At 52.0% G+C, this 26,742-nt stretch carries 29 protein-coding genes; 26 read left to right on the top strand and 3 right to left on the bottom strand.

Going from position 1 to position 26,742, the window contains the following annotated elements; all coding sequences use genetic code 11:
- Nucleotides 1-106 precede the first annotated feature (106 nt).
- The 6 genes from ACMYUL_RS09370 to ACMYUL_RS09395 all read left to right on the top strand — a co-directional run bounded on the left by ACMYUL_RS09370 (nucleotide 107) and on the right by ACMYUL_RS09395 (nucleotide 6,112).
- Nucleotides 107-526, top strand: a complete 420-nt coding sequence (locus ACMYUL_RS09370) for an OsmC family protein (protein WP_003741038.1) — start codon at nucleotides 107-109, stop codon at nucleotides 524-526.
- A gap of 362 nt (nucleotides 527-888) precedes the next feature.
- Nucleotides 889-1,605, top strand: coding sequence for a GntR family transcriptional regulator (locus ACMYUL_RS09375; protein WP_415770174.1), 717 nt, complete (start codon nucleotides 889-891; stop codon nucleotides 1,603-1,605).
- A 158-nt stretch (nucleotides 1,606-1,763) separates the two neighbouring features.
- The gene (locus ACMYUL_RS09380; protein WP_045072455.1) at nucleotides 1,764-2,540 is read left to right on the top strand and encodes a DeoR/GlpR family DNA-binding transcription regulator; all 777 of its coding nucleotides are present in this window, start codon (nucleotides 1,764-1,766) and stop codon (nucleotides 2,538-2,540) included.
- Between the two features lie 150 nt (nucleotides 2,541-2,690).
- Nucleotides 2,691-3,314, top strand: coding sequence for a hypothetical protein (locus ACMYUL_RS09385; protein WP_342031830.1), 624 nt, complete (start codon nucleotides 2,691-2,693; stop codon nucleotides 3,312-3,314).
- Nucleotides 3,315-3,437: 123 nt separating this feature from the next.
- Nucleotides 3,438-5,126 (top strand): glutamine--tRNA ligase/YqeY domain fusion protein, encoded by a 1,689-nt coding sequence (locus ACMYUL_RS09390; RefSeq protein WP_342031829.1) that lies wholly within the window; start codon nucleotides 3,438-3,440, stop codon nucleotides 5,124-5,126.
- A gap of 83 nt (nucleotides 5,127-5,209) precedes the next feature.
- Nucleotides 5,210-6,112: a DMT family transporter gene (locus ACMYUL_RS09395; RefSeq protein WP_415770177.1), complete on the top strand. Its 903-nt coding sequence runs from the start codon at nucleotides 5,210-5,212 to the stop codon at nucleotides 6,110-6,112.
- Between the two features lie 52 nt (nucleotides 6,113-6,164).
- Here the strand turns inward: ACMYUL_RS09395 and ACMYUL_RS09400 are convergent, their stop codons facing one another.
- Nucleotides 6,165-6,809: a hypothetical protein gene (locus ACMYUL_RS09400; RefSeq protein WP_342031827.1), complete on the bottom strand. Its 645-nt coding sequence runs from the start codon at nucleotides 6,807-6,809 to the stop codon at nucleotides 6,165-6,167.
- A gap of 256 nt (nucleotides 6,810-7,065) precedes the next feature.
- Between ACMYUL_RS09400 and ACMYUL_RS09405 the strand changes: the two genes are divergently transcribed.
- The 14 genes from ACMYUL_RS09405 (at nucleotide 7,066) to ACMYUL_RS09470 (ending at nucleotide 18,988) form a co-directional block, all read left to right on the top strand.
- Nucleotides 7,066-7,971, top strand: coding sequence for a hypothetical protein (locus ACMYUL_RS09405; protein ID WP_342031826.1), 906 nt, complete (start codon nucleotides 7,066-7,068; stop codon nucleotides 7,969-7,971).
- 69 nt (nucleotides 7,972-8,040) lie between these two features.
- Nucleotides 8,041-8,646, top strand: coding sequence for a DNA glycosylase (locus ACMYUL_RS09410; protein ID WP_342031825.1), 606 nt, complete (start codon nucleotides 8,041-8,043; stop codon nucleotides 8,644-8,646).
- Nucleotides 8,647-8,722: 76 nt separating this feature from the next.
- Nucleotides 8,723-9,925 carry a tryptophan synthase subunit beta gene (trpB, locus tag ACMYUL_RS09415; RefSeq protein ID WP_415770180.1) on the top strand — a complete coding sequence of 401 codons (1,203 nt, stop codon included), beginning with the start codon at nucleotides 8,723-8,725 and terminating at the stop codon, nucleotides 9,923-9,925.
- Nucleotides 9,926-9,957: 32 nt separating this feature from the next.
- The gene (locus ACMYUL_RS09420; RefSeq protein WP_415770182.1) at nucleotides 9,958-10,425 is read left to right on the top strand and encodes a DUF4279 domain-containing protein; all 468 of its coding nucleotides are present in this window, start codon (nucleotides 9,958-9,960) and stop codon (nucleotides 10,423-10,425) included.
- A 320-nt stretch (nucleotides 10,426-10,745) separates the two neighbouring features.
- Nucleotides 10,746-12,041: an adenosylmethionine--8-amino-7-oxononanoate transaminase gene (gene bioA / locus ACMYUL_RS09425; protein WP_415770184.1), complete on the top strand. Its 1,296-nt coding sequence runs from the start codon at nucleotides 10,746-10,748 to the stop codon at nucleotides 12,039-12,041.
- On the top strand, nucleotides 12,038-12,706 hold the full coding sequence (gene bioD, locus ACMYUL_RS09430; protein ID WP_415770186.1) for a dethiobiotin synthase: 669 nt from the start codon (nucleotides 12,038-12,040) through the stop codon (nucleotides 12,704-12,706). Before bioA ends, bioD begins: the two co-directional genes overlap by 4 nt.
- Before the next feature lie 193 nt (nucleotides 12,707-12,899).
- Entirely contained in the window at nucleotides 12,900-13,427 is a 528-nt protein-coding gene (locus tag ACMYUL_RS09435; RefSeq protein WP_231286321.1) for a DUF4189 domain-containing protein, read from the top strand.
- Nucleotides 13,428-13,747: 320 nt separating this feature from the next.
- Complete coding sequence (locus ACMYUL_RS09440) at nucleotides 13,748-14,242, top strand: DUF4189 domain-containing protein (protein WP_003769079.1); 495 nt, start codon at nucleotides 13,748-13,750, stop codon at nucleotides 14,240-14,242.
- A 60-nt stretch (nucleotides 14,243-14,302) separates the two neighbouring features.
- Nucleotides 14,303-14,845: a chorismate--pyruvate lyase family protein gene (locus ACMYUL_RS09445; protein WP_036493203.1), complete on the top strand. Its 543-nt coding sequence runs from the start codon at nucleotides 14,303-14,305 to the stop codon at nucleotides 14,843-14,845.
- Between the two features lie 157 nt (nucleotides 14,846-15,002).
- A complete protein-coding gene (gene ubiA / locus ACMYUL_RS09450; protein WP_415770189.1) occupies nucleotides 15,003-15,920 on the top strand; it encodes a 4-hydroxybenzoate octaprenyltransferase in 918 nt (305 codons plus the stop codon).
- Nucleotides 15,921-16,358: 438 nt separating this feature from the next.
- Complete coding sequence (gene ptsN, locus ACMYUL_RS09455) at nucleotides 16,359-16,808, top strand: PTS IIA-like nitrogen regulatory protein PtsN (RefSeq protein ID WP_003743926.1); 450 nt, start codon at nucleotides 16,359-16,361, stop codon at nucleotides 16,806-16,808.
- Nucleotides 16,809-16,811: 3 nt separating this feature from the next.
- Nucleotides 16,812-17,774 (top strand): HPr(Ser) kinase/phosphatase, encoded by a 963-nt coding sequence (gene hprK / locus ACMYUL_RS09460; protein WP_003756089.1) that lies wholly within the window; start codon nucleotides 16,812-16,814, stop codon nucleotides 17,772-17,774.
- A complete protein-coding gene (gene rapZ, locus ACMYUL_RS09465; protein WP_308905727.1) occupies nucleotides 17,755-18,609 on the top strand; it encodes an RNase adapter RapZ in 855 nt (284 codons plus the stop codon). The genes hprK and rapZ overlap by 20 nt, the downstream gene beginning before the upstream one ends.
- Nucleotides 18,610-18,757: 148 nt before the next feature.
- Entirely contained in the window at nucleotides 18,758-18,988 is a 231-nt protein-coding gene (locus ACMYUL_RS09470) for a protocatechuate 3,4-dioxygenase (RefSeq protein WP_308905726.1), read from the top strand.
- On the opposite strand, the gene ACMYUL_RS09475 is transcribed toward ACMYUL_RS09470, so the two are convergent.
- Nucleotides 18,985-19,140 carry a hypothetical protein gene (locus ACMYUL_RS09475; protein WP_180949595.1) on the bottom strand — a complete coding sequence of 52 codons (156 nt, stop codon included), beginning with the start codon at nucleotides 19,138-19,140 and terminating at the stop codon, nucleotides 18,985-18,987. The two genes, ACMYUL_RS09470 and ACMYUL_RS09475, sit on opposite strands and share 4 nt — an antisense overlap.
- A gap of 3 nt (nucleotides 19,141-19,143) precedes the next feature.
- On the opposite strand from ACMYUL_RS09475, the gene ylqF reads away from it, so the two are divergent.
- The 6 genes from ylqF to ACMYUL_RS09505 all read left to right on the top strand — a co-directional run bounded on the left by ylqF (nucleotide 19,144) and on the right by ACMYUL_RS09505 (nucleotide 25,011).
- Nucleotides 19,144-20,085 carry a ribosome biogenesis GTPase YlqF gene (gene ylqF, locus ACMYUL_RS09480; protein ID WP_415770193.1) on the top strand — a complete coding sequence of 314 codons (942 nt, stop codon included), beginning with the start codon at nucleotides 19,144-19,146 and terminating at the stop codon, nucleotides 20,083-20,085.
- 174 nt (nucleotides 20,086-20,259) lie between these two features.
- Nucleotides 20,260-20,862 carry an SMC-Scp complex subunit ScpB gene (gene scpB, locus ACMYUL_RS09485; protein WP_415770195.1) on the top strand — a complete coding sequence of 201 codons (603 nt, stop codon included), beginning with the start codon at nucleotides 20,260-20,262 and terminating at the stop codon, nucleotides 20,860-20,862.
- 204 nt (nucleotides 20,863-21,066) lie between these two features.
- Nucleotides 21,067-22,728 (top strand): DNA repair protein RecN, encoded by a 1,662-nt coding sequence (recN, locus tag ACMYUL_RS09490; protein ID WP_107814119.1) that lies wholly within the window; start codon nucleotides 21,067-21,069, stop codon nucleotides 22,726-22,728.
- A gap of 155 nt (nucleotides 22,729-22,883) precedes the next feature.
- The gene (gene gshB, locus ACMYUL_RS09495; RefSeq protein WP_415770197.1) at nucleotides 22,884-23,840 is read left to right on the top strand and encodes a glutathione synthase; all 957 of its coding nucleotides are present in this window, start codon (nucleotides 22,884-22,886) and stop codon (nucleotides 23,838-23,840) included.
- 105 nt (nucleotides 23,841-23,945) lie between these two features.
- Nucleotides 23,946-24,338, top strand: coding sequence for a diacylglycerol kinase (locus tag ACMYUL_RS09500; RefSeq protein WP_415770199.1), 393 nt, complete (start codon nucleotides 23,946-23,948; stop codon nucleotides 24,336-24,338).
- Between the two features lie 193 nt (nucleotides 24,339-24,531).
- Nucleotides 24,532-25,011: a copper chaperone PCu(A)C gene (locus tag ACMYUL_RS09505; RefSeq protein ID WP_049229883.1), complete on the top strand. Its 480-nt coding sequence runs from the start codon at nucleotides 24,532-24,534 to the stop codon at nucleotides 25,009-25,011.
- Nucleotides 25,012-25,298: 287 nt separating this feature from the next.
- On the opposite strand, the gene xseA is transcribed toward ACMYUL_RS09505, so the two are convergent.
- Nucleotides 25,299-26,648, bottom strand: a complete 1,350-nt coding sequence (gene xseA / locus ACMYUL_RS09510; RefSeq protein WP_415770202.1) for an exodeoxyribonuclease VII large subunit — start codon at nucleotides 26,646-26,648, stop codon at nucleotides 25,299-25,301.
- Nucleotides 26,649-26,742: the final 94 nt, after the last annotated feature.

Genomic DNA, 26,742 nt, shown 5'->3' on the forward strand with positions numbered 1-26,742 from the left:
TAAGGTCGTCTGAAACGGAAATTTCAGACGACCTCTTGCTATATTTATCAGTCAAATTTGTTTACAATATTGGGCAAACCAACTTCAACTTCGCGGAAGAGAAATCATGCAAGTTACATCAAAATGGATAGACGGAATGTGCTTTGTCGGCACGACCGAAAACGGACACAGCGTCGTCATGGAAGGCGCGGCGGCGGAAGGGCAGGCGAAACGCGGTCCCAGCCCGATGGAAATGCTGCTTTTGGGCGTGGCGGGCTGTTCCAGCATCGATGTCGTGATGATTGCCGAGAAGCAGCGTCAAAAGGTGGTGGACTGCCAAGCGACGGTTACCGCGAAGCGCGCCGACGATGCCCCGCGCGTGTTTACCGAAATCCATATCCATTTTAAAGTCATCGGACACAATTTGACCGAATCCGCCATCGAGCGCGCCGTGCAGATGTCTGCCGAGAAATATTGTTCCGCCTCGATTATGCTGGGCAAGGCGGCGAAAATCACCCACAGTTTTGAAACCGTCGAAGCAGAGTAATTTTTCAGACGACCTCCCGTATCTTTCAGGGGTCGTCTGAAAAGCGTTTAGAGGCGGAATACTGTTAAAGCGTGAATAAAGGCCGCCCGACAAAAAAGCAGATATATTCACGCTACACCATGAATATATCTGCTTGCTTATTGTGGATTCTCTCTCTATCAGCCTTCATAACTTGGCCTTGTGAGGATATTGTGCAAGCTTCACTAAAGATTGTCAACAATTTTTAATTATATCTTAATCAGATTTTGTGCTATATCGAAATGGAATCAAGCAAAAAGCGATAAGGGGCGGGTTGCTGCCGTTGCAAAATTTCTGTTATTTCAAACGATATGACACGCCAGACTATGAGGAGAGCTTAAATAATGAATACCGATAACGAAACCCTTCATGCGCCCACCCCTTCTTCCATGATGCCGGCAGGCAGGCACGATTCGGAGCTGTTCCGCGTTTACGCCCTGATTTTGGACGGCATCACCGATCATGTTTTGCTGCCCGGCAAAAAATTGACCGAATCCGAGCTTTGCCGCCAGATGGTTTGCTCGCGCAATACCGTGCGCGGCGCGCTGTCCCTGTTGGCACACGACAAAATTGTCGATTTACAGCCCAATCGCGGCGCGTTCGTCCATGTTCCCGATTTGAAGGAAATGCAGGACGTGTTCAACGCACGTATCGAAATGGAAAGCATGATTTTGAACCTCCTGTCCGATATGCCCGATTTGGAAACCCGCCTCCAGCCGCTCTACGCCATGATCGAGCGTGAAGAACAGGCGTCCGACAGCGGCGACCGCGTGGGTTGGAACCGCCTGTCCAACGCCTTCCACGTCGAACTCGCGCGCCTGATCGATAACCACGTCTTGTTCGACATCATGAATACCCTGTGCGCCCGCTCTTCGCTCATCGTCGCCGTCTTCGATGCGCAGCGTAATGAAAAACGCGCCATCAATCCCCACACCCATTCCGAACACCGCGAAATCCTCGACTTGCTGGTCAACGGCAAACGCAACCGCGTCGTCAAAGTCATGCGTAAACACTTAAGCGCGTGCGTGGAGCGTTTGGAACGTAAATACGAAGCGGAATAATCCAAATCCAGCAAAAAGGTCGTCTGAAAACCGGATTCAGGTTTTCAGACGACCTTTGGTTTTGGTAAAAGCCAAATCGACGGCTGCCTTTTCCTGCTTCGGGCAAAAGGCGTACAATCCGAATTCAAACGAACCGGAACGAATGGAAACGAATCCAGATGAAACCGAAAATACAGAGACACGAACATATCCTCACGCTCGTGCGCGAGCAACATTTCATGACGGTCGAGCAGCTTGCGGAAGCCTTGGATGTTACCCCGCAGACCATACGCCGCGACATACAGGAATTGAGCGAAAGCGGTCAGTTGAAGCGTTACCACGGCGGCGCGTCGGTCGGCGATATTTCCGGCAGCGCGGCGCAAGGCAAGCGCAATCATTGCCAAAATGAAAAAAACGCCATCGCCCGCCTGATTGCCGCCCACATTCCCGACAATTCGTCGCTGTTTATCAGCATAGGCACGACGATGGAAGCCGTTGCCGCAGAGTTGGTCAAGCAGCGCAAAAACTTGCGGATTATCACCAACAATATTTACGTTGCCTCCATCACGTCCGCGCGCACCGACTACACCGTCATCATCACCTCCGGCGTCGTGCGCCCATTGGACGGCGGGATTACGGGCGTGGCGACGGTTGATTTTATCAATCAGTTTAAAGTCGATTATGCCGTCATGAGTACGCACGGCGTGGAAAGCGACGGCTCGCTTTTGGACTATGACTATAAAGAAGTCAGCGTCATGCAGGCGATGATGACCAATGCGCGGGTCAGGTATTTGGGCGTGGACCACAGCAAATTCAACAGCAATGCCTTGGTCAGGCTGGGCGACATCGGTTCGTTTGACAAAGTATTTACCGACCGCGTACCGGAAGCCGCCATGCAGAAGGTTTTGGGCGATGCGGGCGTAGAATGGCTGGTTGCCGAGCCTGTGCCGCTTTGATTTCGGGAGTTACAAAAGGTTAATGAAATTCGGGTACAATGGGGAAGCGTTTTCAGATGGCTGCTATTGGATGGGTAGGTCGTCTGAAAACTAAGCATCCATCCATGAATGTTTTTTTATTTAGAAGAACAGTTTTGAAAAGTCATCAAGATGAATTTCCCCCGTATTAGCGAAAGAACATTTGCCGGCCTATCATTGGCTGGCAGTATCATTATTATCATCACGACCTCGATATGGTTCAGTCAGGCAATACCCGATCGCTTCGAGCTTACATTGATTGCCGGTATGTTGATGCTTGGCTCGGCGAATCTGGTTTATGTCTTGTTTTCCCATCGTTTGCGACCTGCTACTGTGGCGGGCAGCGTGTGGATAACAACCATACTTTGGTTGTTGTTTATGATGGCGGTAGACAGTGCTGACAGTCATAATGACCCTTACTCCCCTAATTACGATCATCACGGATCAGCTTTTTTGTGGCTAGGATTGCCTGTATTTTATGTTGGTTCGCTGATTGCTTCCATTATCGCCACCGCAGCCCGCCCCAAGCTGCTCTCTTTGGAAAAATCCTCGCTTCAAGCATTTTGGGCGTCCATGCGCTGGTCTTTTATCGGCACTACCGGTTTGCTTTGGATTTTTTACCCAATCGCAATTTTGGTTATTTTGGGTATTGTTCTGTTGATTAACCTGCTGGTCAATTTGATCGATTCCTCAACCGCATTCAAACGTCCGGAAGACAATGCTTCCGACCATTCCAATCTTTCATCCGATTCGTAATTGTCCATACAGAGGTCGTCTGAAACGGTTTTCAGACGACCTCTGTACCCCGTATTGACTGTAAAGCCGTCCTGTTTTCAGGTAAAATCGGCACGACATCATATTTTCAGATAGCTCTCGACCATGCTCAACAAAGACCAATTCGCGGACAACCATTTCATCCGCACCATCATCGAAGAAGACCTCAAAAGCGGCAAACACGAAGCCATCCAAACCCGCTTCCCGCCCGAACCCAACGGCTACCTGCACATCGGCCACGCCAAATCCATCTGCCTGAACTTCGGTTTGGCGTATATTTACGACGGCTTGTGCAACCTGCGTTTCGACGATACCAACCCCGAAAAAGAAAACGACGAATACGTCAACGCCATCAAAGAAGACGTCGAGTGGCTCGGTTTCCATTGGGCGGGCGAGCCGCGTTTCGCTTCCAACTATTTCGACCAGCTTTACGACTACGCCGTCGGTTTAATCAAAGACGGCAAAGCGTATGTCGATGATTTGACGCCCGAAGAAATGCGCGAATATCGCGGTACGCTGACCGAAGCGGGCAAAAACAGCCCTTACCGCGACCGCAGCGTCGAAGAAAACCTCGACCTGTTCACACGCATGAAAAACGGCGAATTCCCCGACGGCAGCAAAACCCTGCGCCTGAAAATCGACATGGCTTCGGGCAACATCAATATGCGCGATCCGGTCATCTACCGCATCCGCCGCGCCCATCACCACAACACCGGCGACAAATGGTGCATCTACCCGATGTACGACTACACGCATTGCATTTCCGACGCCATCGAAGGCATCACGCATTCCTTGTGTACGCTCGAATTTGAAGCCCACCGCCCGCTTTACGACTGGGTGTTGGACAACATCCCTGCGCCGCACGCTACCCGCCCGCGCCAATACGAGTTTTCCCGTTTGGAGCTTCTGTATTCCATCACCTCCAAGCGCAAGCTGAACCAACTGGTTTCAGAAGGCCACGTTTCCGGCTGGGACGACCCGCGTATGCCCACCATTTCCGGTATGCGCCGCCGCGGCTACACGCCCGAAGGCCTGCGCCTGTTTGCCAAACGCGCCGGTATTTCCAAATCTGAAAACATCGTCGATATGAGCGTGTTGGAAGGCGCGATTCGCGAAGAGCTGGAAAACTCCGCTCCGCGCCTGATGGCGGTCTTGAACCCGCTCAAAGTGACCCTGACCAACTTTGAAGCCGGCAAAACCCAAAGCCGCCGCGCCGCGTTCCACCCCAATCACGAAGAAATGGGCGAGCGCGAAATCCCTGTGTCCCAAACCATTTACATCGAAGCAGACGACTTTGCCGAAAATCCGCCCAAAGGCTTCAAACGCCTGACACTCGGCGGCGAAGTACGCCTGCGCCACGGCTATGTGATCAAATGCGATGAAGTAGTAAAAGATGCGGCAGGCAATGTGGTTGAACTCAAATGCAGCATCGACCACGACACCTTGGGCAAAAATCCCGAAGGCAGAAAAGTCAAAGGCGTGATTCACTGGGTTTCCGCCAAACACGCTGCCGAAATCAAAGTCCGCCTGTACGACCGCCTCTTTACCGTTGAGCGTCCCGATGCCGTGCACGGCGAAGACGGCAACTATCTGCCGTTTACCGATTTCCTCAACCCCGAGTCCGTCAAAGAAATCACCGCCTACGCCGAACCCGCAGCCAAAAACCTGCCCGCCGAAAGCCGTTGGCAGTTTGAGCGACTGGGCTATTTCGTGACCGACCGCAAAGACCACCGCCCCGAGCAGCCCGTGTTCAACCGCACGGTCACGCTGAAAGACTCTTGGCAGCCCAAGTAATCTGTTGGCAACAGCCATATTGGAAGGTCGTCTGAAAACTTGGAATCTGGTTTTCAGACGACCTTTGTTGATAAAGGAATGAGATGGAACGTTATTCTGTACATTTGAAACTGCTGGGGATGGCAGTATTGTGGGGTGCGTCTTGGCCGATGGGGCGGATGCTGGGTCAGTCGCTGCCGCCGCTGACGGGCGGGGCGGTTCGGTTTGTATTGGCTTCGGTTTTGTTGCTGGGCTGGTTGTTTGCGCGCAGCAGGTTTGCGACTTTGGCGGCTTTGTCGGCGCGGCAATGGCTGGGATTGACGGTGGCTGCTTCCGTCGGGGTGTGCGGCTATGCGGTGTTTTTCATGCTGGGTTTGCAGGCAATGCCGGCGGGTAAGGCGGCGGTAGTCGTGGCGATGAATCCCGTGCTGACGCTTCTGCTGGCGGCTTGGCTTTTCGGCGAACGGTTAAACGCGAAGATTTTGGCGGGTATGCTGCTGGCGGTCTGTGGTGCGATAACGGCGGTAACGCAAGGGCAGCCGTTGACGGTATTGTCGGGCGGCATCAAGGCGGGGGAGTGGCTGATTTTCGGCTGCGTGGTCTGCTGGGCGGCTTATACCTTAATCGGGCGTGCGGTTTTGCGCGGGATAGACGCGTTGACGGTAACGGCGGCAACGTCGTTCATCGGCGCGCTGATGTTGTCGGTGGTGGCGTTGTGGACGGACGGACTGCCGTTTGAGGCAATGGCGGCGATGGATGCACGCGGTTGGACGGCATTGGCGTGGCTGGTCATCGGCGCGACGGTATTGGCCTACGCGTGGTATTTCGAAGGCGTGAAGACTTTGGGTGCAGGCAGCGCGGCGGCGTATATTACGTTGGTGCCGATTTTCGGTATGCTCAGCTCGGCGTGGGTTTTGGGCGAACCTTTGCATATTTCGCTGATTGCGGGCTGCGCGGCAGCGGTCGGCGGCATGACACTGATGCGGTACGGGCAGAAGGTCGTCTGAAAGATTCAAGAGAGGATAAGTTCCTTATCAAACGATGGATGCTCTGTCAGTGTTATAGAAACTCAATCCAGTAGTCTCGGTGTGGTTCGATAATGACCGGTTTGCACCAGAAATATTTGAGGTATCCCAAATTGGCGGGCGTTACGGGGCGGTTGTTCATATTGAATTTTTCAGCACTTTCCCTAGTCAGGAAACATTTGACGGATACATAATGTTTACCGTCTGATTCTCTTTGAATGCCTTCGAAACCGATTCTGTCTCCCACCTTAAACTCTTTGGTAATGAGTCGTCCGAGAAAATAAACGGTTTTGTTTTTCATCAACTCGTAGGCTTTCGCATTTTCTATTTCGGCATTTGTTGCTGCAAACATAATGCAAAAGCTGTCGATAAGGTCTTTCAGGGGCTGCAAATCGTCTTTGGAAAAGATAATGTCCGATGTATCAAGTCCGGATATAACAAGGTTTACATAATAGGGTTGCCAGATAACCGCATCAAGAGACATGCCTAAAGGGATGGTTTGCGCTTTGTAGCCGGTGATTTCAAACTTTCTCCTTTCTTTTTCATATGCCTCTGTTGAAGCAAAGACATGAAGGTTCTCCACTTTCCTGAACGGCCTTTTTTTTACGAAAGCAATGACAGGCCTGTCCAGTCGTTCGAATAAATTGAGGTTGTAGTATTCAATAGGAATTTTTTGCATTGAGACCTTTCTTTTCTATGTTTCGTGGTTTTATTCTAACATATCGCTAAAGCGGCTGTTCCGTTTGCGATAACGTTGTCTGTCGGCTTGTAAACTTGTTTCAGGACAAGGCAGGGGTCGTCTGAAATTTTTGTTCGGGTATTTTTACTTTATTGAAATTGGGTTTCAGACGACCCTTTATTTATAATAGGTAAGTTGAAGCAATATGGCTTTGATAACGAGAGAAATTTCAATATAACGAACAAAGAAAGAATAAATGCTGCTGTTTTATAACTTTATTTGGCTGACGGTGGTCGCCATACTGAGCTTGATGCTTGCCGATATGACGTTGAGAGCTGAAAGACCGTTGTTTAAAGCAATGGCTGTCAGGTTCAATGTGTTTTTGCTGTGCTGTTTGGGCGTTCAGGCATGGAGCATTTGGGTGGGGCAGCAAGAGCCGGAGGAGTATGTGCTTCGGGAGGATACGGTGGTAGACGGTTTTCCATTGCCTGCCGGAACGAAGTTGCATTTTCGGTGGAAAAAGGATATCGAATCTTACGAGTATGCCGTCTTTCCCAAGCCTGTCGAATGGAAGGGCATGATGATTAAGGCGGTGGAACGGAAGTTTTATGATCAACATATGGGCGAAGGCGTCTTTCTGGAGCCAGCGGAAGTAGCCGAACACAAACCGGTTTGGTCGGAAGGTTGGTTGTGCCGTGTGGATGCTGGGGATTTTGGGTGGAAGTATATCGGTGCGTACGATAAGCGAACGTCTGTTCCTGAAGATTACCAACTGACAGGATGTCAGTTGGATGACTCTTTCGCGCTGCCGGTGCCGCAATTGGGCGAAAATGTGAAGCTTGGTTTGCGTGAAGTGAAATATATTGAATCCGATGAATCCGGTAAAGTTTGGCTGGCATGGTTGGCTTCTGAAAATATACCTTTTACAGGCTTGATAACGCTGGACGATAAAAAGAATATTGTGGAAATAGAGATTGAACCCAAACAAACCGATATTTTGGGCTGTGTATTCAACAATGTTTCCCTGCTGACTTGGAAGCTTGGCCAGCCCGATATTTGGACGGTATCGGCCCGCCAAAAAGCAGAAAATGAATTGGTGGAAGAGAATAATGTGAAACAGCCGGAAACTTGCTGGGGGAGAAAACTTGTCTATCAGTATTAATCGGCAGGTCGTCTGAAAAGGCAGCAACCGACTGCCTCGTGTTCAATATTTTTTATCAAGGAAATCATGATGTCCGCTCCGCTCGAAATCGAAACCCACCCTTTTCCTGCCTTGCTGCCGCCGCAGGCGACGGTGATGATGATGGGGACGTTTCCGCCCAAGGAAGACAAACGCGCGATGCAGTTTCATTATCCGAATTTCCAAAACGATATGTGGCGCGTCTACGGGCTGGTGTTTTTTAATGATGCGGCGCATTTCCAGATGCCGGCTGAAAAAGCGTTTGATGCGGAGAAAATCAAGGCGTTTTTGCGCGAACGGGGGATTGCGTCCTGCCCGACCGTGTTAAAGGCGGTGCGGGAACACGGCAATGCGTCCGACAAGTTTTTGCAAGTGGTCGAAACAGTCGATTTGGCGGCGGTGTTGGCGCAGATGCCCGACTGCCGCCATATCTGCACCACCGGCGGCAAAGCGACGGAAATCCTGCTCGATATTCAGGGCGGCGGCATCAAAATGCCGAAAACGGGCGAAACCGTGCCGTTTCCGTTTGCCGGACGGGATTTGACCCTGACCCGCCTGCCGTCCACTTCGCGCGCTTATCCTTTGAGTTTGGCGAAAAAGGCGGCGGCGTATCGGGCGTTTTTCGAAATGGCGGGTTTGTGTGAAAAACAGTTATAATTGCCGACAGTTTCCCCTTTCAGACGGCCTTTAACAGACTGAGGCCGTCTGAAAAAACAGACAAGGAAGAAATCCGATGAAAAACTACCAAGCGCCCGATGAGAAGGGCTTTTTCGGCGAACACGGCGGACTTTATGTTGCCGAAACCCTGATTCCCGCCTTGCAAGAGTTGGCAGATGCCTATCAAGCAGCGAAAAACGACCCGTCGTTTTGGGAAGAGTTCCACCACGATTTGAAACACTACGTCGGCCGCCCCAGCCCCGTTTACCATGCCGCGCGATTGTCCGAGCATCTGGGCGGCGCGCAAATCTGGTTGAAGCGCGAAGACTTGAACCACACCGGCGCGCACAAGGTAAACAACACCATCGGTCAGGCACTGCTTGCCCGCCGTATGGGCAAAAAACGCGTCATCGCCGAAACCGGCGCGGGTCAGCACGGCGTGGCCTCCGCCACTGTTGCCGCCCGCTTCGGCATGACTTGCGACGTGTACATGGGCGCGGACGACATCCAGCGCCAAATGCCCAACGTGTTCCGCATGAAATTATTGGGCGCGAACGTGGTCAGCGTCGACAGCGGCAGCCGCACGCTGAAAGACGCGATGAACGAAGCCATGCGCGAATGGGTCGCCCGCGTGGACGACACGTTCTACATCATCGGCACCGCCGCCGGCCCCGCGCCGTATCCCGAAATGGTGCGCGATTTCCAATGCGTTATCGGCAACGAAGCCAAAGCGCAGATGCAGGAAGCCATCGGCAGACAACCCGACGTCGCCGTTGCCTGCGTCGGCGGCGGCTCGAACGCCATCGGCCTGTTCCACCCGTATATCGGCGAAGAAAACGTGCGCCTCGTCGGCGTGGAAGCCGGCGGTTTGGGTGTGGACACCCCCGACCACGCCGCGCCGATTACCAGCAAAGCCCCCATCGGCGTATTGCACGGCTTCCGCAGCTACCTGATGCAGGACGAAAACGGCCAAGTTTTGGGGACGCACTCCGTGTCCGCAGGCCTCGACTATCCCGGCATCGGCCCGGAACACAGCCACCTGAACGACATCAAACGCGTCGAATACACCGTCGCCAAAGACGACGAAGCACTCGAAGCCTTTGATTTGTTGTGCCGCTTCGAAGGCATCATCCCCGCGCTCGAATCCAGCCACGCCCTCGCATGGGCAGTCGCCAACGCGCCGAAAATGGGCAAAGACCAAGTGATTCTGGTCAACCTGTCCGGCCGCGGCGATAAAGACATCAACACCGTGGCGAAGTTGAAAGGGATTGAGTTGTAGGGATGATGTGAAGGTCGTCTGAAAACAAAAATATGATGATTCTCCCCAATTGTTACAGCTATTTCCGTATGGTATCCGACCACAATTGCGCCGATGAATTGACGCAATTGCTCGGTATCCAGCCGTTTTCTGTTACCCGATGTGGAGAGACGCATTTAGCTAATGGAATGCCACGACCACAGCCGGCTGATTGGAGCGCATGGAATGGCTGCCGCCAAGATCAGCCGGTCAATGATGCAGAAGGACAGTGCCTGCGGATTGTCCGCCAATTGCACGGGAACATTGATGCACTTGCCCAATTCCGTCGGCAATACCAAGCAAAATTTTGGTTGGAAATTGTCCCTGAATATGTTGTGGATGCAGAACAAAATCCCTATATAGGATTTAGTCGGGAAATCATAGAATTTTGTTATCTGACGGGTACGGAAATAGACGTCGACGTCTATCATTACTGCAATTTCTGCGACTCTGATGAAGGACAAAACGGTACGCTGCATTAATCTGCCTTCATTGACCTGAATTTGTCTTTTAAAGTCCTTAGTTTTGGATATTGACAGGATATAGGGCGTATTCATGTTCATACCGTGATTAGCTATCTCACTTGAAATTCTCAAAACAAGCCGTTTGAAAGTCCGCCTTTCAAACGGCGTTATTTTTAGGCTGTCTGAAAATTTTCTGCATGCTATGCCGGATATGAACCACATCACCGAAAACAGGTTTTCAGACGACCTTTCCCTTATCCGATAGAGACTTTTCAGGTTTTCATCTAATCAGAGTGGGTTAAAATAGCGGAATTTGATATAAACCCTTCTCAGAAAATATGTTGCCCGAACACACTTCCTCCCTGCTCGATTTCGACCGCGCCCATCTGCTTCATCCCTATACGTCTATGACCGACCCTTTGCCTGTTTATCCGGTGCGCCGAGCGGAGGGCGTGCATATCGAATTGGCGGACGGCACGCGGCTGATTGACGGGATGTCGTCTTGGTGGTGTGCGATACATGGCTACAATCATCCTGTTTTGAATCAGGCGGTTGAGGCGCAGATTAAGCAAATGTCGCATGTGATGTTCGGCGGTTTGACGCACGGGCCGGCGGTGGAACTGGGCAAGTTGTTGGTCGGGATTTTGCCGCAGGGGCTGAACCGTATTTTTTATGCGGATTCGGGTTCGGTTTCGGTGGAAGTTGCGTTGAAAATGGCGGTGCAATACCAGCAGGCGCGGGGTTTGACCGCGAAGCAGAATATTGCGACGGTGCGGCGCGGGTATCACGGCGATACTTGGAACGCGATGTCCGTCTGCGATCCGGAAACGGGGATGCACCATATTTTCGGCAGCGCTCTGCCGCAGCGTTATTTTGTCGATAATCCGAAAAGCCGTTTCGATGATGAGTGGGACGAGGCGGATTTGCAGCCTGTCCGCGCCTTGTTTGAAGCGCATCATGCGGATATCGCCGCCTTTATTTTGGAACCGGTCGTGCAGGGCGCGGGCGGCATGTATTTTTATCATCCGCAGTATCTTCGCGGTTTGCGCGATTTGTGCGACGAATTTGATATCGTGTTGATTTTTGACGAAATCGCCACCGGATTCGGGCGCACGGGTAAGATGTTTGCCTGCGAACACGCGCAGGTCGTGCCGGATATTATGTGTATCGGCAAGGGCTTGAGCGGCGGCTATATGACGTTGGCGGCGGCAATCACTTCGCAAAAAGTCACCGAAACGATTTCGCGCGGCGAAGCGGGCGTGTTTATGCACGGCCCGACATTTATGGCGAACCCGCTGGCGTGTGCCGTTGCCTGCGCTTCGGTCAAGCTGCTTTTGTCCCAAGATTGGCAGGCAAATATCCGCCGCATCGAAAGCATCCTGAAAGGTCGTCTGAAAACCGCATGGGACATTCGCGGCGTGAAAGACGTGCGCGTTTTGGGTGCCATCGGCGTGATCGAGTTGGAAAAAGGCGTGGATATGGCGCGTTTTCAAGCGGATTGCGTGGCGCAGGGCATTTGGGTGCGCCCGTTCGGCAGGCTGGTGTACCTCATGCCGCCTTACATCATTTCAGACGACCTCTTGACCGAACTTGCCGACAAAACCGTGCAAATTTTGAAGGAACACAGCAAATGAAAGGCGTTTACTTCGTTAGCGGCATAGACACGGACATAGGCAAAACCGTCGCCACCGGCATGTTGGCAAAACAATTGTTGCAGCAGGGCAAAAGCGTGATCACGCAAAAGCCCGTGCAAACCGGTTGCCAAAACATCGCCGACGACATTGCCGTCCACCGCAAAATCATGGGCATACCCATGCAGGAAGCCGACAAACAGCGGCTGACCATGCCCGAAATCTTCAGCTATCCCGCTTCGCCCCACCTCGCCGCCCGTCTGGACGGCAGGGCTTTGGACTTGAACAAAATCCGCGCCGCTACGCAGCAGCTGGCGGCACAATACGAAATCGTATTGGTCGAAGGCGCGGGCGGATTGATGGTTCCGCTGACGGAAAACCTGTTAACCATTGATTATGTTCAGCAACAGGCTTATCCCGTCATTCTCGTTACCAGCGGACGGCTCGGCAGCATCAACCACACCCTGCTCAGTTTCGCCGCGCTCAAACAATACGGCATCAGCTTGCACAGCCTGATTTTCAACCACATCCACGACAGCCGCGACAAACACATCGCCCAAGACAGCTTGGCATATCTAAAGGGTCGTCTGAAAACAGATTTTCCCGATGCGGAGTGGATGGAGTTGGATAAGGTGGAGACGGACGAAAGGTCGTCTGAAAACGATTAAAAGTGGCGGAGCATTGCTGCTAAACGAAACTGCGCTGTCGCTGGAGATACTGACGGAACTGGGGTTCAGCTTGTGCTTGCTGTATGATTCGTCCAAGCAGTATTTCCAAGGGACTGAAGTTTTTTGGGTTCGTTGTTAATGTGCCTTGGGATTAAGGATAAAGGGAGTAACACAATGTCTTTGGTAGTAAGAAATGGAGGATGAAATGGTAAAAAGAATATTTTTAGTATTTTCTATGGTATTAAGTGGATTTATCTCTGCCGAAGGGCTGAATGCCATCAATGATCCGGTGATGAATCCCTGTATTCAACGTCCTGATTTGGCAGGGTGCGGGGCAAATGGTTCTTCTGCGTCACGACGGGTAATTAATATTCCCAATCGTTGGGGTGTCATTTATTATAATCCTGCCAACGATGCGGTGGGCTATGCAGAAAACAATACTGAAGGTTATAAATCTGCTCGACGTGAGGCACTAGAAATGTGCATTAGATCGGGAGGTGGTAAAAATCCATCTCATAGAGATGGGCAAGGGTGTCGTTCAGTAACCGAATATCGTAATCAATGTGGTGCTATAGCAGTTAGTAATGAAAGTTATGCTGCAAAAAATGATGTTTATCTAGAGAAGGCGGAGCAGAAAGCTCTTGAAGGCTGCGGAAAATATTCAAATGGCTGCAAAATATTTTATTCAGGCTGTTCGCGCCATCCTCAGTACCGTTATTAATTGATTTGATTTTTCAGACGGTCTTTTTAAGATTTGAGGTCGTCTGAAAATTTTATGCAGTAAACAAGCAATATTCCATCGTGACTGGGTATTGTGCAGATTACGATCATGCAGGGCGGTTTGGGGCTGATGATGGGTACGCTGATGATCACCGCGCCGTTGCTGGTGGGGAATCTGATCGGGTCGTCGTTGGGGTTCAATACTTATAACATTCTGCAAGGTGGAAACAGCCCGACCAATTCGGATGGGTCGCCTAGAGTGAATAAGGATAGAAGTAAAAAAAGATGACGGTAGCACTGGAATAAAATAAAGGATTAATAATGAAAAAGTTATTTTTAACGTTCATAATGGTAACCTTAAGTCAACTGATTCTAGCTAATGAGATGAGTAATCCTTGCGTTTACCATCCTGACCTACCTGGTTGTAGTGGCAATAACCGACCTATAGGGCAAACAAACCGAGTCGTCAAGATTCCGAACCGCTGGGGTGTCATTTATTATAATCCTGCCAATGATGCCGTTGGCTATGCAGAAAATAATACTGAAGGCTATCGTTCCGCCAATAAAGAGGCATTGGCAAACTGCATTAAAGCAGGAGGCGGTCAAAATCCATTGCATAGAGATGGAAAGGGTTGTCGTAAGATGACGGAAGTTCGCAATGCTTGCAGTGCGATTGCTGTGGGCAGTAAAAGCGCTAGTGCAAAAAGTGATGATTATCTAGAGAAAGCAGAACAAAAAGCTTTTGACGGGTGTAGTCAGTATTCAAATGATTGTAAAATTCTTTACTCTGGCTGTTCTCGCCACCCCGATTATTAAATAAGTTTTCAGACGACCTTTTAAAATTTAGAGGTCGTCTGAAAATTTATTCATTTTGCCATGAAACACATCAATCTAAACCCCATGAATCCCCCCTTGAATTGGCAAGACAAACTTCCCGACGAACTGCCGCAGGGCTGGGGCAAACGCGCCGCCGTTTTGTGTCAAGCACAATCGCTGACAGCCGCTTTACGCGCCTTGGGCGGCAGTTTTACGGTAAAAGTGCTGTATATGGGCGAACTGGACGGGCAGGGCAATTCGTTTGGCGAAAACCATGCCGAAACCGCCGCCCCGCAATTCGTCCGCGACGTTTTGCTGCATCTGGACGGCGTTCCCGTCGTACAGGCGCGCAGCGCGTGCAGCCCGCAATCGCAAGCCTGGCGCGGCGTGTTGGATTGCGGCACGCAGCCTTTGGGCGAGCGGCTGTTTGACGGTACGCTGCCCTTGAAGCGTTCGGCATTCGAGTTTTGCCTGATGGAAAACGTTGGCGGTCAGGATGATTTCAGACGACCTGTCGCTGCCCGCAGGTCTTATTTTGATTGGGATGGCGAGGTGTTGGAACTGACGGAATATTTTTTGGCGGGGTTGGCGCAGTTTGTGTAGGGCTCGGATATGCCGTTTTTGTATCTTTCTGTAAAAGTTGGGGATAAGGGTCTAAATAAAATAGTAAAATCTAAAAATTGATTTATAATGAACATAATACGCTAAGCAATAATTACAAATTGATTTATTATACCAATAACATATTTTTCACATTCGCATGAAGATAAGACGTGTTCTCCTACATTTTTTCCCGCGCTATGCCGTCGGACGGATGGTCATATACGGTAAATTGATGCGCATCGACAAGCCTATCGGCACGTTGCTGCTGCTTTGGCCGACCTATTGGGCGTTATGGGTCGCTTCGGAAGGTCTTCCGCAAGCGGATATTTTTTGGGCGTTTACTGCCGGTACATTCTTTATGCGCAGCGCAGGCTGCGTGATCAATGACTTTGCCGACCGCAATTTTGACGGCTCGGTCGAGCGCACGAAAAACCGCCCCTTTGCCCGCGGGTTGGTTTCTAAAACGGAAGCGATTCTGCTGACCGTCATCCTCTGCCTGCTCGCCGCCCTCTGCATGACGCCGCTGAACCTGTTGACTTGGGTGATGAGCGTTCCCGCGCTGTTTCTGGCGATGACTTACCCCTTTACCAAACGTTTTTTCCCGCTGCCGCAGTTTTATTTGGGGCTGGCGTTTTCTTTTGGGATTCCGATGGCGTTTGCCGCCGTCCGCAGCGGCGTGCCTTCTACGGCGTGGCTGATGTTTACCGCCAATGCTTTGTGGACGCTTGCCTACGACACGATTTATGCGATGGCGGACAAGGAAGACGATTTGAAAATCGGGATCAAAACTTCGGCAATCACGTTCGGCGATCACGATATTTCCGCTTCCATGCTCTGTCATTTTTGGTTTACCGCGCTGATGGCGGTATTGGGCGTGAAAATCGGCGCGACATGGCCGTATTGGATTATGCTGCCTGCGGTGGCGTGGCTGCAAATCGGTCAATACCATGCCATCAAAACCCGCGACCGCCAGACTTGTTTTAAAGTGTTTTTGGATAACAATCATATCGGTCTGCTGTGGTTTTTGGGTCTGTCGGGGCATTATTTGTGGACTGTGGCTGCTACGCGGTTGTAAGGCAATATAGTGGATTAACTATAAACCAGTACGGCGTTGCCTCGCCTTAGCTCAAAGAGAACGATTCTCTAAGGTGCTGAAGCACCAAGTGAATCGGTTCCGTACTATCTGTACTGTCTGCGGCTTCGTCGCCTTGTCCTGATTTAAATTTAATCCACTATAGAATGGATAACACGTCGTCTGAAAAGGGTTTCAGACGACGTTTTGCTTTTTGGGGAAGGGCGGATTGATGGATGGCGGCAGGGTTTCATCCGGTGTCCGAACCTGCTGCAAGCCATTTGCCGCCGTTTTCAGACGACCTTTTGTATGGGTTAAGAAATATCAAAGAAGCAGCGTTTCTTGTTAGCAATCTGAGTGTAAATTGCGTGTTCAGGATTGAGGTTTGTACAGACAGTCGGTACAATTCCATTTCATTTTGCCACATCAAAAGAGATTTCTATGAGCCTTATCGGCGAAATTTTGCCTTTGTCCCATATCGTTTTGGACTTGGAAGTCGGCAGCAAAAAACGCTTGTTTGAAGAAGCGGGCCTGCTGCTTGAACATGAAGCAGAATTACCTCACGGCGATGTCTTCGACTGCCTGTTTGCCCGCGAAAAGCTGGGTTCGACCGGATTGGGGCAGGGCGTCGCCATCCCGCACGGCCGTCATGCCTGCGTGAAAAAAGCCACCGGCGCGTTTATCCGCACGAAAGAACCGGTCGCTTTCGATGCGCCCGACGGCAAACCCGTATCCCTGATTTTCACTTTGTTGGTGCCGGAAAATGCGACCGGCGAGCATTTGGAAGTCTTGTCCAAACTGGCGGGCAGGTTCTCGCAAAAAGCCGTCCGTGAAGCCTTGATGTCCGCAACCTCCGCCGAGGAGGTGCGCAAACTTCTGGCAGAAGAGTAAAGAATGCCCAGTATATCCGTCCGCCGCCTGTTTTCCGATAATCAGCACAAGCTCCAACTTGCTTGGGCGGCAGGCAATTCGGGTGCGGACAACCGCATCGGAGTAGAGGCCGACAAACCCGTTTTGGCGTTGGTCGGCCATTTGAATTTTATCCACCCCAATCAAATCCAAGTCGTCGGTGTTGCCGAAGCCGAATATCTCAAACGCCTCGAATCGGGCGAGTTGAATTACGACTTCGGCGAACTCTTCGATATCCCCATGTCGCTGGTCATCGTTGCCAACGGTCTGGCGGTTTCGCCCAAATTGCGCGACTACTGCCATAAAAACGACATCCCGCTGCTGACTTCCAAGCTCGAAAGCCCGTATTTGATGGACGTGTTGCGGATTTATCTGCAGCGCACGTTGGCGACCTCCATCGTCAAACACGGCGTATTCCTCGATGTATTTGAAGTCGGCGTGCTGATTACCGGTCATTCCGGCTTGGGTAAAAGCGAGCTGGCGTTGGAATTGATTTCGCGCGGACACAGCCTGATCGCCGATGATGCGGTCGAGCTTTTCCGCACCGGCCCCGAAACACTCGAAGGCCGCTGCCCGCCAATGCTGCGCGATTTCCTTGAAGTGCGCGGTTTGGGTATACTCAATATCCGCCACATTTTCGGCGAAACTTCTATCCGCCCGAAAAAAATCCTCCAGTTGATTATCAACCTTGTCGCTGCCGACGACGATTACATGAAGCAGCTCGACCGCTTGAGCATACGCACGGAAACCGAGTCCATCCTCAATGTGAACGTCCGTTCCGTCACCCTGCCAGTCGCCGTCGGTCGAAACCTTGCGGTATTGGTTGAAGCGGCGGTGCGCAACTACATCCTCCAGTTGCGCGGCAAAGACAGCACCAAAGAATTCCTCGAACGCCATCAAACACAACTCAAAGAAAACGAACAAAACCATGAAAATCGTCCTGATTAGCGGATTGTCCGGCTCGGGTAAGTCCGTTGCCCTCAAACAGCTTGAAGACCTCGGCTATTTCTGCGTGGACAACCTGCCGCTGGAAATGCTGCCTTCGCTGGTACTGCACCACATTGAACGCGCCGATGAAACCAAACTCGGCGTGAGCGTCGATGTCCGTTCCGGCATCAACATTCAGGAAGCGCAAGAGCAAATCCAATACTTGCGCGATGAAGGCCATCAGGTCGAAGTATTGTTTGTTGAAGCAGAAGAAAGCGTACTGGTGCGCCGTTTTTCCGAAACTCGGCGAGGCCATCCGCTGTCGGGACTGAACCTTACCCTGCTGGAAAGCCTGCAAAAAGAGCGCGAATGGCTGTTCCCGCTCAAAGACATCGCCTACTGCATCGACACATCCAAAATGAACGCGCAGCAACTGCGTTACGCCGTCCAACAATGGCTCAACATCGAGCGCAGAGGGCTTTTGGTGATCCTCGAGTCTTTCGGTTTCAAATACGGCGTGCCGAACAACGCCGATTTCATGTTCGATATGCGCAGCCTGCCCAATCCCTATTACGATCCCGAGCTGCGCCCCTACACCGGCATGGACGCCCCCATTCAAGAGTATCTCGACCAGCAGCCCTTGGTGCAGGAAATGGTCGATGACATCGACCACTTTATGAACCACTGGCTCCCGCGCCTGCAAAAAGAAAGCCGCAGCTACGTAACCATCGCCATCGGCTGTACCGGCGGGCAGCACCGTTCCGTCTATGTCGTTGAAAAACTCGCCCAGCGCCTGCAAGGGCATTACGAACTGCTGGTCCGCCACAGACAGGCGCACAACCTGTCCGGACGCTGATTCCCCTTTTCAGACGACCTTTTCGATATATAGTGGATTAAATTTAAATCAGGACAAGGCGGCGAAGCCGCAGACAGTACAAATAGTACGGCAAGGCGAGGCAACGCCGTACTGGTTTAAATTTAATCCACTATAAAAGGAGAAACCCATGAAACACATCCTCACCCTCGCACTCGCCTGCACACTCGCCGCCTGCGCCACCGAAGTCCCCGCCTACCGTTGGCACCGCACCGGCGCAAGCGAAGCCGAAGTTTCCCGTCAAATCAATATCTGCAAATCACAAGCGCAACACGACGCCAAACACGGACGCGAATCCAAATCCCTCGAACAATGTATGGACGAAGCCGGCTACTACCGCTACGAACGCGGCAACCTCTAAACCTTGAGCGCCCCAAACCAAAAGGTCGTCTGAAAAACCGCGTAGGCTTTCAGACGACCTTTGCACAGAAAACGGACAAACCTCAGGTCGTCTGAAAACACCGCCGAACCGCTTTTCAGACGACCCCACCGCAAATCAGACAGAAAGAACAAAACATGGCAATCCAATGGTTTCCCGGCCACATGAACAAAGCAAAAAAAGCCATCGCCGAGCGCGCCAAAAGCGTCGATATGGTGATTGAAATGCTGGACGCACGAATGCCCGCCTCCAGCGAAAACCCCCTGCTTGCCCAGCTTTCCAAAGGCAAACCCAAACTCAAAATCCTCAACAAACAAGACCTTGCCGACCCCGAGCGAACCAAAATCTGGCTCGAACACTACAACAGCCGCCCCGACACCCGCGCCATCGCCCTCGATTCGTCCGAAACCGGCGCACACGGCAAAATCACCCAAGCCTGCCGCGCCATGATTCCCCACCGCCAAGGCATAGACAAACCCCTGCGCGTCCTCATCTGCGGCATCCCCAACGTCGGCAAATCCACCCTCATCAACGGCATGATAGGCAAAAAATCCGCCAAAACCGGCAACGAACCCGGCATCACCAAAGCCGAACAACGCCTTTTCCTCGCCGACGACTTCTGGCTCTACGATACACCCGGAATGCTGTGGCCGAAAATCATCGTCGAAGAAAGCGGCTACAACCTCGCCGCTGGTGGCGCAGTCGGACGCAACGCGCTGGACGAAGAAGAAGTCGCCCTCGAGCTCCTAGATTACCTCCGACGCCACTACCTCCCCATGCTGCAAGAACGCTACCAAGCCGACAAAGACCCCAGCAGCCACTGGGACGACAACTCATGGCTCGAATGGATAGCCAAAAAACGCGGCGCAGTCTTGAGCGGCGGACGGGTCAACTACCAAAAAGCCGCCGAAAACATCCTCACCGACTTCCGCGAAGGCAAAATCGGCAGAATTACCCTCGAAACGCCGAACCAATGGGAAACATGGCTTAAAAAAGCCCGACAAAAAGAAGCCGAACTCAAAGCCGTGCGCGAAGCCAGAAAAGCAGAACGCAAAGGGCAGAAGCCTGCGGACGAGTAGGGCGGTATAGTGGAATGCCAAAAGAGGTTTCACTATCTTCAAACAGGTCGTCTGAAACCTCAGAATAAATTTTTCAGACGACCTGTTTGTAACATTTAAAACCAACATATAAAACTGAAAAGAGTCCTTGTCTAAGGTCGTCTGAAAACATCAAAACAATTAAATTTTAACGTTATGACTGAAAAACTCCCTCCCGACGCGCTGATCGAAGCTGCGCTTTTGACCCAAACCGAACCCTTAAACGAAAAATCCATGCGCGAATTGTGTGTGCCGCCGCTGTCGCAGGACAAATTAATCGACGTGTTGGCGCAGTTGAAAACGCGTTGGCAGGGCAGGGCGTTGCAACTGGTGCATACGCACGAGGGCTGGCGGTTTCAGATTGCGCAGGCGGCATTCGAGCGGCTGGGCAGCCTTCAGGAGCAGCGTGCGCCGCGCTATTCCCGCGCCGTAATGGAAACGCTGGCGATTATAGCCTACCAGCAGCCGGTGACGCGCGGCGACATTGAGGGCATACGCGGCGTGGCGGTGTCGCAGAACGTGATGCAGACCTTGCAGGACAGGGGCTGGATTGAAGTGATCGGGCATCGAGATTCTGTCGGTCGGCCTGCGTTGTGGGCGACGACGCCGACGTTTTTGAGCGATTTGCGCCTGGACAGTTTGGAAGATTTGCCGCCGCTGACGGAATTGGGCGAATTGGTCTTGCCTGATTTGGTCGAAATGCCACCGACGGGCGAGGAAGAGGATCAGGAAGAAGCACCGGAGCGGCTGATTAATTAAAACAAGGCTGGAGATGTGAAAAGGTCGTCTGAAAATTTGAAACGGGTTTTCAGACGACCTTTTTTCAAAAAATAATATCATTGTATTCAGCTTGTTAGATATAAAATAAGAAAAACCTTATTCAAACTATAAAAAATCTTAGTTATAATCAGCATATCTAAAGTTAGCCGCCGATGTGCGGTCGATTTACTAAGGAATACTACCATGCTGTTGGCACTTTCCCTGCGCGATTTTGTCATTGTTGAAAACCTCAATCTGGATTTCCAAAGCGGTTTTACCGTCTTGACCGGCGAGACAGGCGCGGGCAAATCGATTACGTTGGATGCAATCGGGCTTTTGTTGGGCGATAAGGCTGATTACAGCCAAGTCCGCAGCGGCGCAAAGGAAGCGCAGTTGTCGGCATTGTTTGACATCAGCCTTTTGCCCGATCTCAAAGCCCAATTGCAGGAGCAGGGTTTTCTAGACGAAGACGCGGAAGAACTCAGCATCCGCCGCATCATCGATGCCAAAGGGAAAAGCCGCAGCTTTATCAACAATCAGGCAGCCACGCTGGCGCAGCTCAAAGCCGTCGGCGGGCAGCTTATCGACATTCACGGGCAAAACGCCCACCATTCCCTCAATCAAGAATCCGCCCAGCGCGAATTGCTGGACGCATTTGCAGGCAGCAAAGCGCAGGCGGAAACCGTCGGACAGCTTTATCAAAACTGGGTCAATGCGAAAAAAGCCCTCCAAGAGGCGCAAGAACACGCTGAGACCATCATTATCGAGCGTGAGCGTTTAGAATGGCAGTTCAACGAATTGAACCAGTTGGACGTCAAACAAGGCGAATGGGAAGCCCTCAGCCAAAGCCACGACAGCCTTGCCCATTCTGCCGAGCTGTTGCAGGCTGCCGAAGAAGTCGGCGACTACATCGATGGCGACAACGGCATCCAACGTCAAATTTATCAATGCCAAAAATTATTGACCAATCTGCAAAACATCGAGCCGCGCTTTGCCGAAAGCCTGAATATGCTGGCGAGCATTGAAGCCGAATTGGGCGAAATCAGTGCCAATATGCGCGACGTCGCAGGCCGAAGCGACATCGATCCCAACGAGTTGGCGGCGCAGGAGCAGCGCATGGGCGAGCTGATGGGGATGGCGCGGAAATACCGCATTGAGCCTGAAGCCCTGCCGCAAAAGCTGGCTGAAATCGACGAGCGCCTGCAAAGCCTGCAAGCCGCTGCCGATTTGGAAGCGTTGACGCAAACCGTTGCCCGCAACCTTGCCGAATATCAGGAGGCAGCCCACGTTCTTTCCGCCATGCGCCATCAGGCGGCGGGCAGGTTGGGCGAGGAAACGACCGGACATATGCAGCATCTCGCCATGAAAGGCGCGCGTTTCGACATCGTCCTACTGCCGTCTTCCCCGACGGCGCACGGTTTGGAGCAAGTGCAGTTCCAAGTTGCCGCCAACAAAGGCAATCCGTCCCGTCCGCTGAACAAAGTCGCCTCCGGCGGCGAACTTGCCCGTATCAGCCTTGCCTTGCAGGTGGTCACCAGCCAATACACGCAAGTCCCCACGCTGATTTTTGACGAAGTCGATACCGGTATCGGCGGCGGCGTGGCAGAAATGGTCGGCAAAGCCCTGCGTGCTTTGGGTAAAAAACATCAGGTGCTCGCCGTGACCCACCTGCCGCAAGTCGCTTCCTGCGGTGAAAACCATTGGCAGGTGCGCAAACACAGCGAAGGCGAACAAACTGTCAGCGAAATCAGCGTTTTGGACCATCAGCAGCGTATCGAAGAAATCGCCCGTATGCTTGGCGGCGAAATCATTACCGACACGACCCGCAGCCATGCGGCAGAGTTAATCAGCCTCGCCGCCGCTTAAAGGCAAAATAGAGAGAGGTCATCTGAAAAGGGAGTTTGTGTCTAATCCAATTCACAAACCGCTTTTCAGACGACCTCTTTGCCAAACTGCCCGCGCCCTTTCAGACGACCTCAATACAAGGTATGATTACGTCGTTTGTTTATAAGGAAGTTCCCATGAAAGTCCTGTTTATTGCCGATCCGATGGCAAGTTTCAAAACCTACAAAGACACCACCTACGCCATGATGCGCGAAATGGCAAAACGCGGCTGGCAGCTTTTCCATACCTTGAGCGGAGAATTGTCTGTGCAGCAGGGATTGGTGACCGCTCAAGCTGCGTCGTTTGAATTTCTCGGCGCGAAAAACGATGATGACCATGAATGGTTTAAAGCAGCAGACAAAATTCAGACTACCTTGAAAGACTTCGATGCCGTTATTATGCGCACCGACCCGCCGTTTGATATGCAATATCTCTACGCCACTCAATTCCTGACGCTGGCGGAACAGCAGGGCGCGAAGGTCTTTAACAGCGGACAGGCGATGCGCGACTTCAATGAAAAACTGGCGATTTTGAATTTCAGCCAGTTCACCGCGCCTACGCTGGTTACGACCCGTTCCGCCGATGTCCGCGCATTTTTGAAAGAACACGGCGACATCATCATCAAACCGCTGGACGGCATGGGCGGCATGGGCATTTTTCGCCTGACCGAAAAAGACCCCAATATCGGCAGCATCCTCGAAACGCTGATGCAGCTTGATTCCCGCACCATCATGGCGCAACGCTACATTCCCGAAATCGTCCACGGCGACAAACGCATCCTGATTATCGGCGGCGAAGTCGTCCCCTATGCTTTGGCGCGTATTCCGCAAAACGGCGAAACACGCGGCAACCTTGCAGCAGGCGGACGCGGCGTGGCGCAGGAATTGAGCGAACGCGACCGAGAAATCGCCGAAACCCTCGCCCCCGAACTCAAACGCCGCGGCATCTTGCTGGCAGGTTTGGACGTCATCGGCAGCAATCTGACCGAAGTCAACGTGACCAGCCCGACCGGTTTCCAAGAAATCATGAAACAAAAAAACTTCGACGTCGCCGCGATGTTTGCCGACGCTGTCGAAGCTTGGTCTAAACAATAATCCCAAAAGGTCGTCTGAAATCCGAATCTGTTTTAGCGAAACTCGCTTCGCTCGTTTTCAGACGACCTCCTTTTATTTATATAAACATTTACACAAACATTACTTATGAAACCATCTTCTTACGCTGCCGATAAAAAAGGCAAAAGCGGTATCAAACGCATCATCAACGCATTCGGCTATTCCAAAGACGGACTTGCTGCCGCCTACCGCTATGAAAGCGCGTTCCGCCAAGTATTGTGGCTGAACCTGATTTTGATTGTGTTAGCCTTCATCCTCAATTTTGACTCCGCGACCAAAATGCTGCTGATTATTGCGTCGTTTGTTTCACTGATTACCGAATTGTTCAACACCGCCGTCGAAGCCGCCGTCGATCACACGTCCACCGAAAAACACGAGTTGGCAAAACGCGCCAAAGATGCCGGCTCCGCCGCGCAATTGCTCGCTTTGACGATGCTGGGTATCGTGTGGGCGATCGCATTGTGGCGCGGGTATGTTTAAATTTACTTTGAGATGATTTATACTTACTAAGTATTAATTCTCATGAATTAATTTGAATCATTTTGTTTAATCTGAGTCAAAGCATTCAGACGACCATTGCATGTAGGATGAGAACAGTATTACCGACATGCAATGTCGCGCGGAAAGCTTTTGCCGCAACAAAACCACCCATTTCATCATAAAGGAGCAATACATGAAAAAATTATTGGCAACCCTGATCGCAGCAGGTTTGGTATCCACCGCTTCCGCAGCCGGTGTTCACGTTGAAGACGGCTGGGCGCGTTCTACTGTCGAAGGCATGAAAATGGGCGGCGCGTTCATGAAGATCCACAACGATGAAGCCAAACAAGACTTCTTGGTCGGCGGCAGCAGCCCGGTAGCCGACCGCGTTGAAGTGCATACCCATGTCAACGACAACGGCGTAATGCGCATGCGCGAAGTTAAAGGCGGCATCCCGCTGGAAGCAAAAGGCGTAACCGAGCTGAAACCAGGCAGTTACCACGTTATGTTCATGGGTCTGAAAAAACCGCTGAAAGAAGGCGAAAAAGTACCTGTTACCCTGAAATTCAAAAATGCCAAACCTCAAACCGTACAACTGGAAGTGAAAACCGCACCGCAATCCGGCATGGATCACGGTCACGGTCATGGTCACGGTGGCGCGCATCAACATTAATCGTTCATAGTTTGAACTCAAAAGGTCGTCTGAATATTTTCAGACGACCTTTTTGTTTGGATTAAATTTGAGTCAGTGCAATATAGTGGATTAAATTTAAATCAGGACAAGGCGACGAAGCCGCAGACAGTACAGATAGTACGGCAAGGCGAAGCAACGCCGTACTGGTTTAAAGTTAATCCACTATATTAGGCAACAGAAGGAAAACGCTTGCCATCAAAGTCAAAAGGTCGTCCGAAAACCCGCCGCGCTCGTTTTCAGACGACCTTCTTCAGTCAAGCCGATGATTAATCAAATAATTCTCGTTGCGCCAGCTCTTTGGTCACGCGCACGTCGGTTTCGCCGTCGGCAAAAGTGATGTGCAGTTTCTGCCCTTGTTTCAACGCGTTGGCGTTGCGGATGACTTGTCCGCGTGTGTTTTTAACGACAGAGAAGCCGCGCTCCAGAATCTGCTGCGGCGATACGGCTTCGAGCAGGGTGGTTTGTGCGGTCAGGCTTTGGCGGCGCTGGGCGAGCAGTTGGCGGAAGGCGTGCGACAAGGTCGTCTGAAAGCGGTTGATGTCTTGCCGGTAAACGGAAATATCGGGGCGGTAATGTTGCAGGGCTTGGGTTTGGCGTTCGAAACGGGCGGTGTGGGCGCGGACGTTTTGCGTCATCGAGTAGGACAGGGTTTGCGCCAGTTTGTGGATGTAGGTGCGCTGTTCGTCGAGTTTTTGGCGCGGGTGGCGGATTTGCCGCGCGAGCCAGTCGAGCTTTTGGCTGGCATCGAAATAGCGTTGTTCCAAAACGGTTTTCAGACGACCTTTGGCTTGGGCGAGGCGGTGTAACGATTCTTGGCGGTTGGGGCTGACCAGTTCCGCCGCGCCGGTCGGCGTGGGCGCACGCACATCGGCGACGAAATCGGCAAGCGTGAAATCGGTTTCGTGTCCCACGCCGCTGACGACCGGAATCGCGCAGGCTTCGATGGCGCGCACGACCGGCTCTTCGTTAAACGCCCACAAGTCTTCAATGCTGCCGCCGCCGCGGCAGACAATCAACACATCGCATTCGGCGCGTTGCGAGGCGGTTTTAATCGCTTGGGCAATCTGAAACTCGCTGCCCGCGCCTTGAACGGCGGTCGGATACACGATGACGGGAATTTCGGGCGCGCGGCGTTTTAAGGTGGTCACGACATCGCGCAATGCCGCCGCTGCCAGACTGGTGACGATGCCGATACATTGCGCTCGGGCGGGCAAAGGTTTTTTGCGTTCCGCCGCAAACGCGCCTTCCGCCTGCAACTGCGCCTTCAGACGCTCGTAGGCTTCGTAAAGCTGCCCCAAACCCTTGAGCCGCACCTCGTTCACGGTAATCTGAAATTCGCCCCGCGCCTCGTAAATACTGATTTTGCCCGCCACTTCGATATGGTCACCTTCTTTCAAAGGTTTCGCCAAACGCGCCGCCGCACCCTTGAACATGGCGCAACGCACCTGCGCGCGGCTGTCTTTGAGCGAGAAATAATAATGCCCGCTGGCGGCACGGGTCAGATTGGACACTTCGCCCGCAATCCACAAGCCGGCAAGATGATCTTCCAGCAAGGCTTTGGCGAGGGCGTTGAGTTCGGATACGGAAATGGAAGAGGGCGCGAAGAGTTCGGACATTGGGAGCGGGAAGAATAGGGAAAGGTCGGATTATAAGGGGTTTCAGACGAGGTTTGTATGGGAAAGGTCGTCTGAAAACCTCAAATCCGAGTTT

This window comes from Neisseria sp. CP9 (genome assembly GCF_047758525.1).
In the GTDB taxonomy this organism is placed as follows: domain Bacteria; phylum Pseudomonadota; class Gammaproteobacteria; order Burkholderiales; family Neisseriaceae; genus Neisseria.

Coding starts and splice junctions, on each gene's coding strand:
- ACMYUL_RS09370 (WP_003741038.1), top strand. CDS start 107: ATGCAAGTTACATCAAAATGGATAGACGGAATGTGCTTTGTCGGCACG.
- ACMYUL_RS09375 (WP_415770174.1), top strand. CDS start 889: ATGAATACCGATAACGAAACCCTTCATGCGCCCACCCCTTCTTCCATG.
- ACMYUL_RS09380 (WP_045072455.1), top strand. CDS start 1,764: ATGAAACCGAAAATACAGAGACACGAACATATCCTCACGCTCGTGCGC.
- ACMYUL_RS09385 (WP_342031830.1), top strand. CDS start 2,691: ATGAATTTCCCCCGTATTAGCGAAAGAACATTTGCCGGCCTATCATTG.
- ACMYUL_RS09390 (WP_342031829.1), top strand. CDS start 3,438: ATGCTCAACAAAGACCAATTCGCGGACAACCATTTCATCCGCACCATC.
- ACMYUL_RS09395 (WP_415770177.1), top strand. CDS start 5,210: ATGGAACGTTATTCTGTACATTTGAAACTGCTGGGGATGGCAGTATTG.
- ACMYUL_RS09400 (WP_342031827.1), bottom strand. CDS start 6,809: ATGCAAAAAATTCCTATTGAATACTACAACCTCAATTTATTCGAACGA.
- ACMYUL_RS09405 (WP_342031826.1), top strand. CDS start 7,066: ATGCTGCTGTTTTATAACTTTATTTGGCTGACGGTGGTCGCCATACTG.
- ACMYUL_RS09410 (WP_342031825.1), top strand. CDS start 8,041: ATGTCCGCTCCGCTCGAAATCGAAACCCACCCTTTTCCTGCCTTGCTG.
- trpB (WP_415770180.1), top strand. CDS start 8,723: ATGAAAAACTACCAAGCGCCCGATGAGAAGGGCTTTTTCGGCGAACAC.
- ACMYUL_RS09420 (WP_415770182.1), top strand. CDS start 9,958: ATGATGATTCTCCCCAATTGTTACAGCTATTTCCGTATGGTATCCGAC.
- bioA (WP_415770184.1), top strand. CDS start 10,746: ATGTTGCCCGAACACACTTCCTCCCTGCTCGATTTCGACCGCGCCCAT.
- bioD (WP_415770186.1), top strand. CDS start 12,038: ATGAAAGGCGTTTACTTCGTTAGCGGCATAGACACGGACATAGGCAAA.
- ACMYUL_RS09435 (WP_231286321.1), top strand. CDS start 12,900: ATGGAGGATGAAATGGTAAAAAGAATATTTTTAGTATTTTCTATGGTA.
- ACMYUL_RS09440 (WP_003769079.1), top strand. CDS start 13,748: ATGAAAAAGTTATTTTTAACGTTCATAATGGTAACCTTAAGTCAACTG.
- ACMYUL_RS09445 (WP_036493203.1), top strand. CDS start 14,303: ATGAAACACATCAATCTAAACCCCATGAATCCCCCCTTGAATTGGCAA.
- ubiA (WP_415770189.1), top strand. CDS start 15,003: ATGAAGATAAGACGTGTTCTCCTACATTTTTTCCCGCGCTATGCCGTC.
- ptsN (WP_003743926.1), top strand. CDS start 16,359: ATGAGCCTTATCGGCGAAATTTTGCCTTTGTCCCATATCGTTTTGGAC.
- hprK (WP_003756089.1), top strand. CDS start 16,812: ATGCCCAGTATATCCGTCCGCCGCCTGTTTTCCGATAATCAGCACAAG.
- rapZ (WP_308905727.1), top strand. CDS start 17,755: ATGAAAATCGTCCTGATTAGCGGATTGTCCGGCTCGGGTAAGTCCGTT.
- ACMYUL_RS09470 (WP_308905726.1), top strand. CDS start 18,758: ATGAAACACATCCTCACCCTCGCACTCGCCTGCACACTCGCCGCCTGC.
- ylqF (WP_415770193.1), top strand. CDS start 19,144: ATGGCAATCCAATGGTTTCCCGGCCACATGAACAAAGCAAAAAAAGCC.
- scpB (WP_415770195.1), top strand. CDS start 20,260: ATGACTGAAAAACTCCCTCCCGACGCGCTGATCGAAGCTGCGCTTTTG.
- recN (WP_107814119.1), top strand. CDS start 21,067: ATGCTGTTGGCACTTTCCCTGCGCGATTTTGTCATTGTTGAAAACCTC.
- gshB (WP_415770197.1), top strand. CDS start 22,884: ATGAAAGTCCTGTTTATTGCCGATCCGATGGCAAGTTTCAAAACCTAC.
- ACMYUL_RS09500 (WP_415770199.1), top strand. CDS start 23,946: ATGAAACCATCTTCTTACGCTGCCGATAAAAAAGGCAAAAGCGGTATC.
- ACMYUL_RS09505 (WP_049229883.1), top strand. CDS start 24,532: ATGAAAAAATTATTGGCAACCCTGATCGCAGCAGGTTTGGTATCCACC.
- xseA (WP_415770202.1), bottom strand. CDS start 26,648: ATGTCCGAACTCTTCGCGCCCTCTTCCATTTCCGTATCCGAACTCAAC.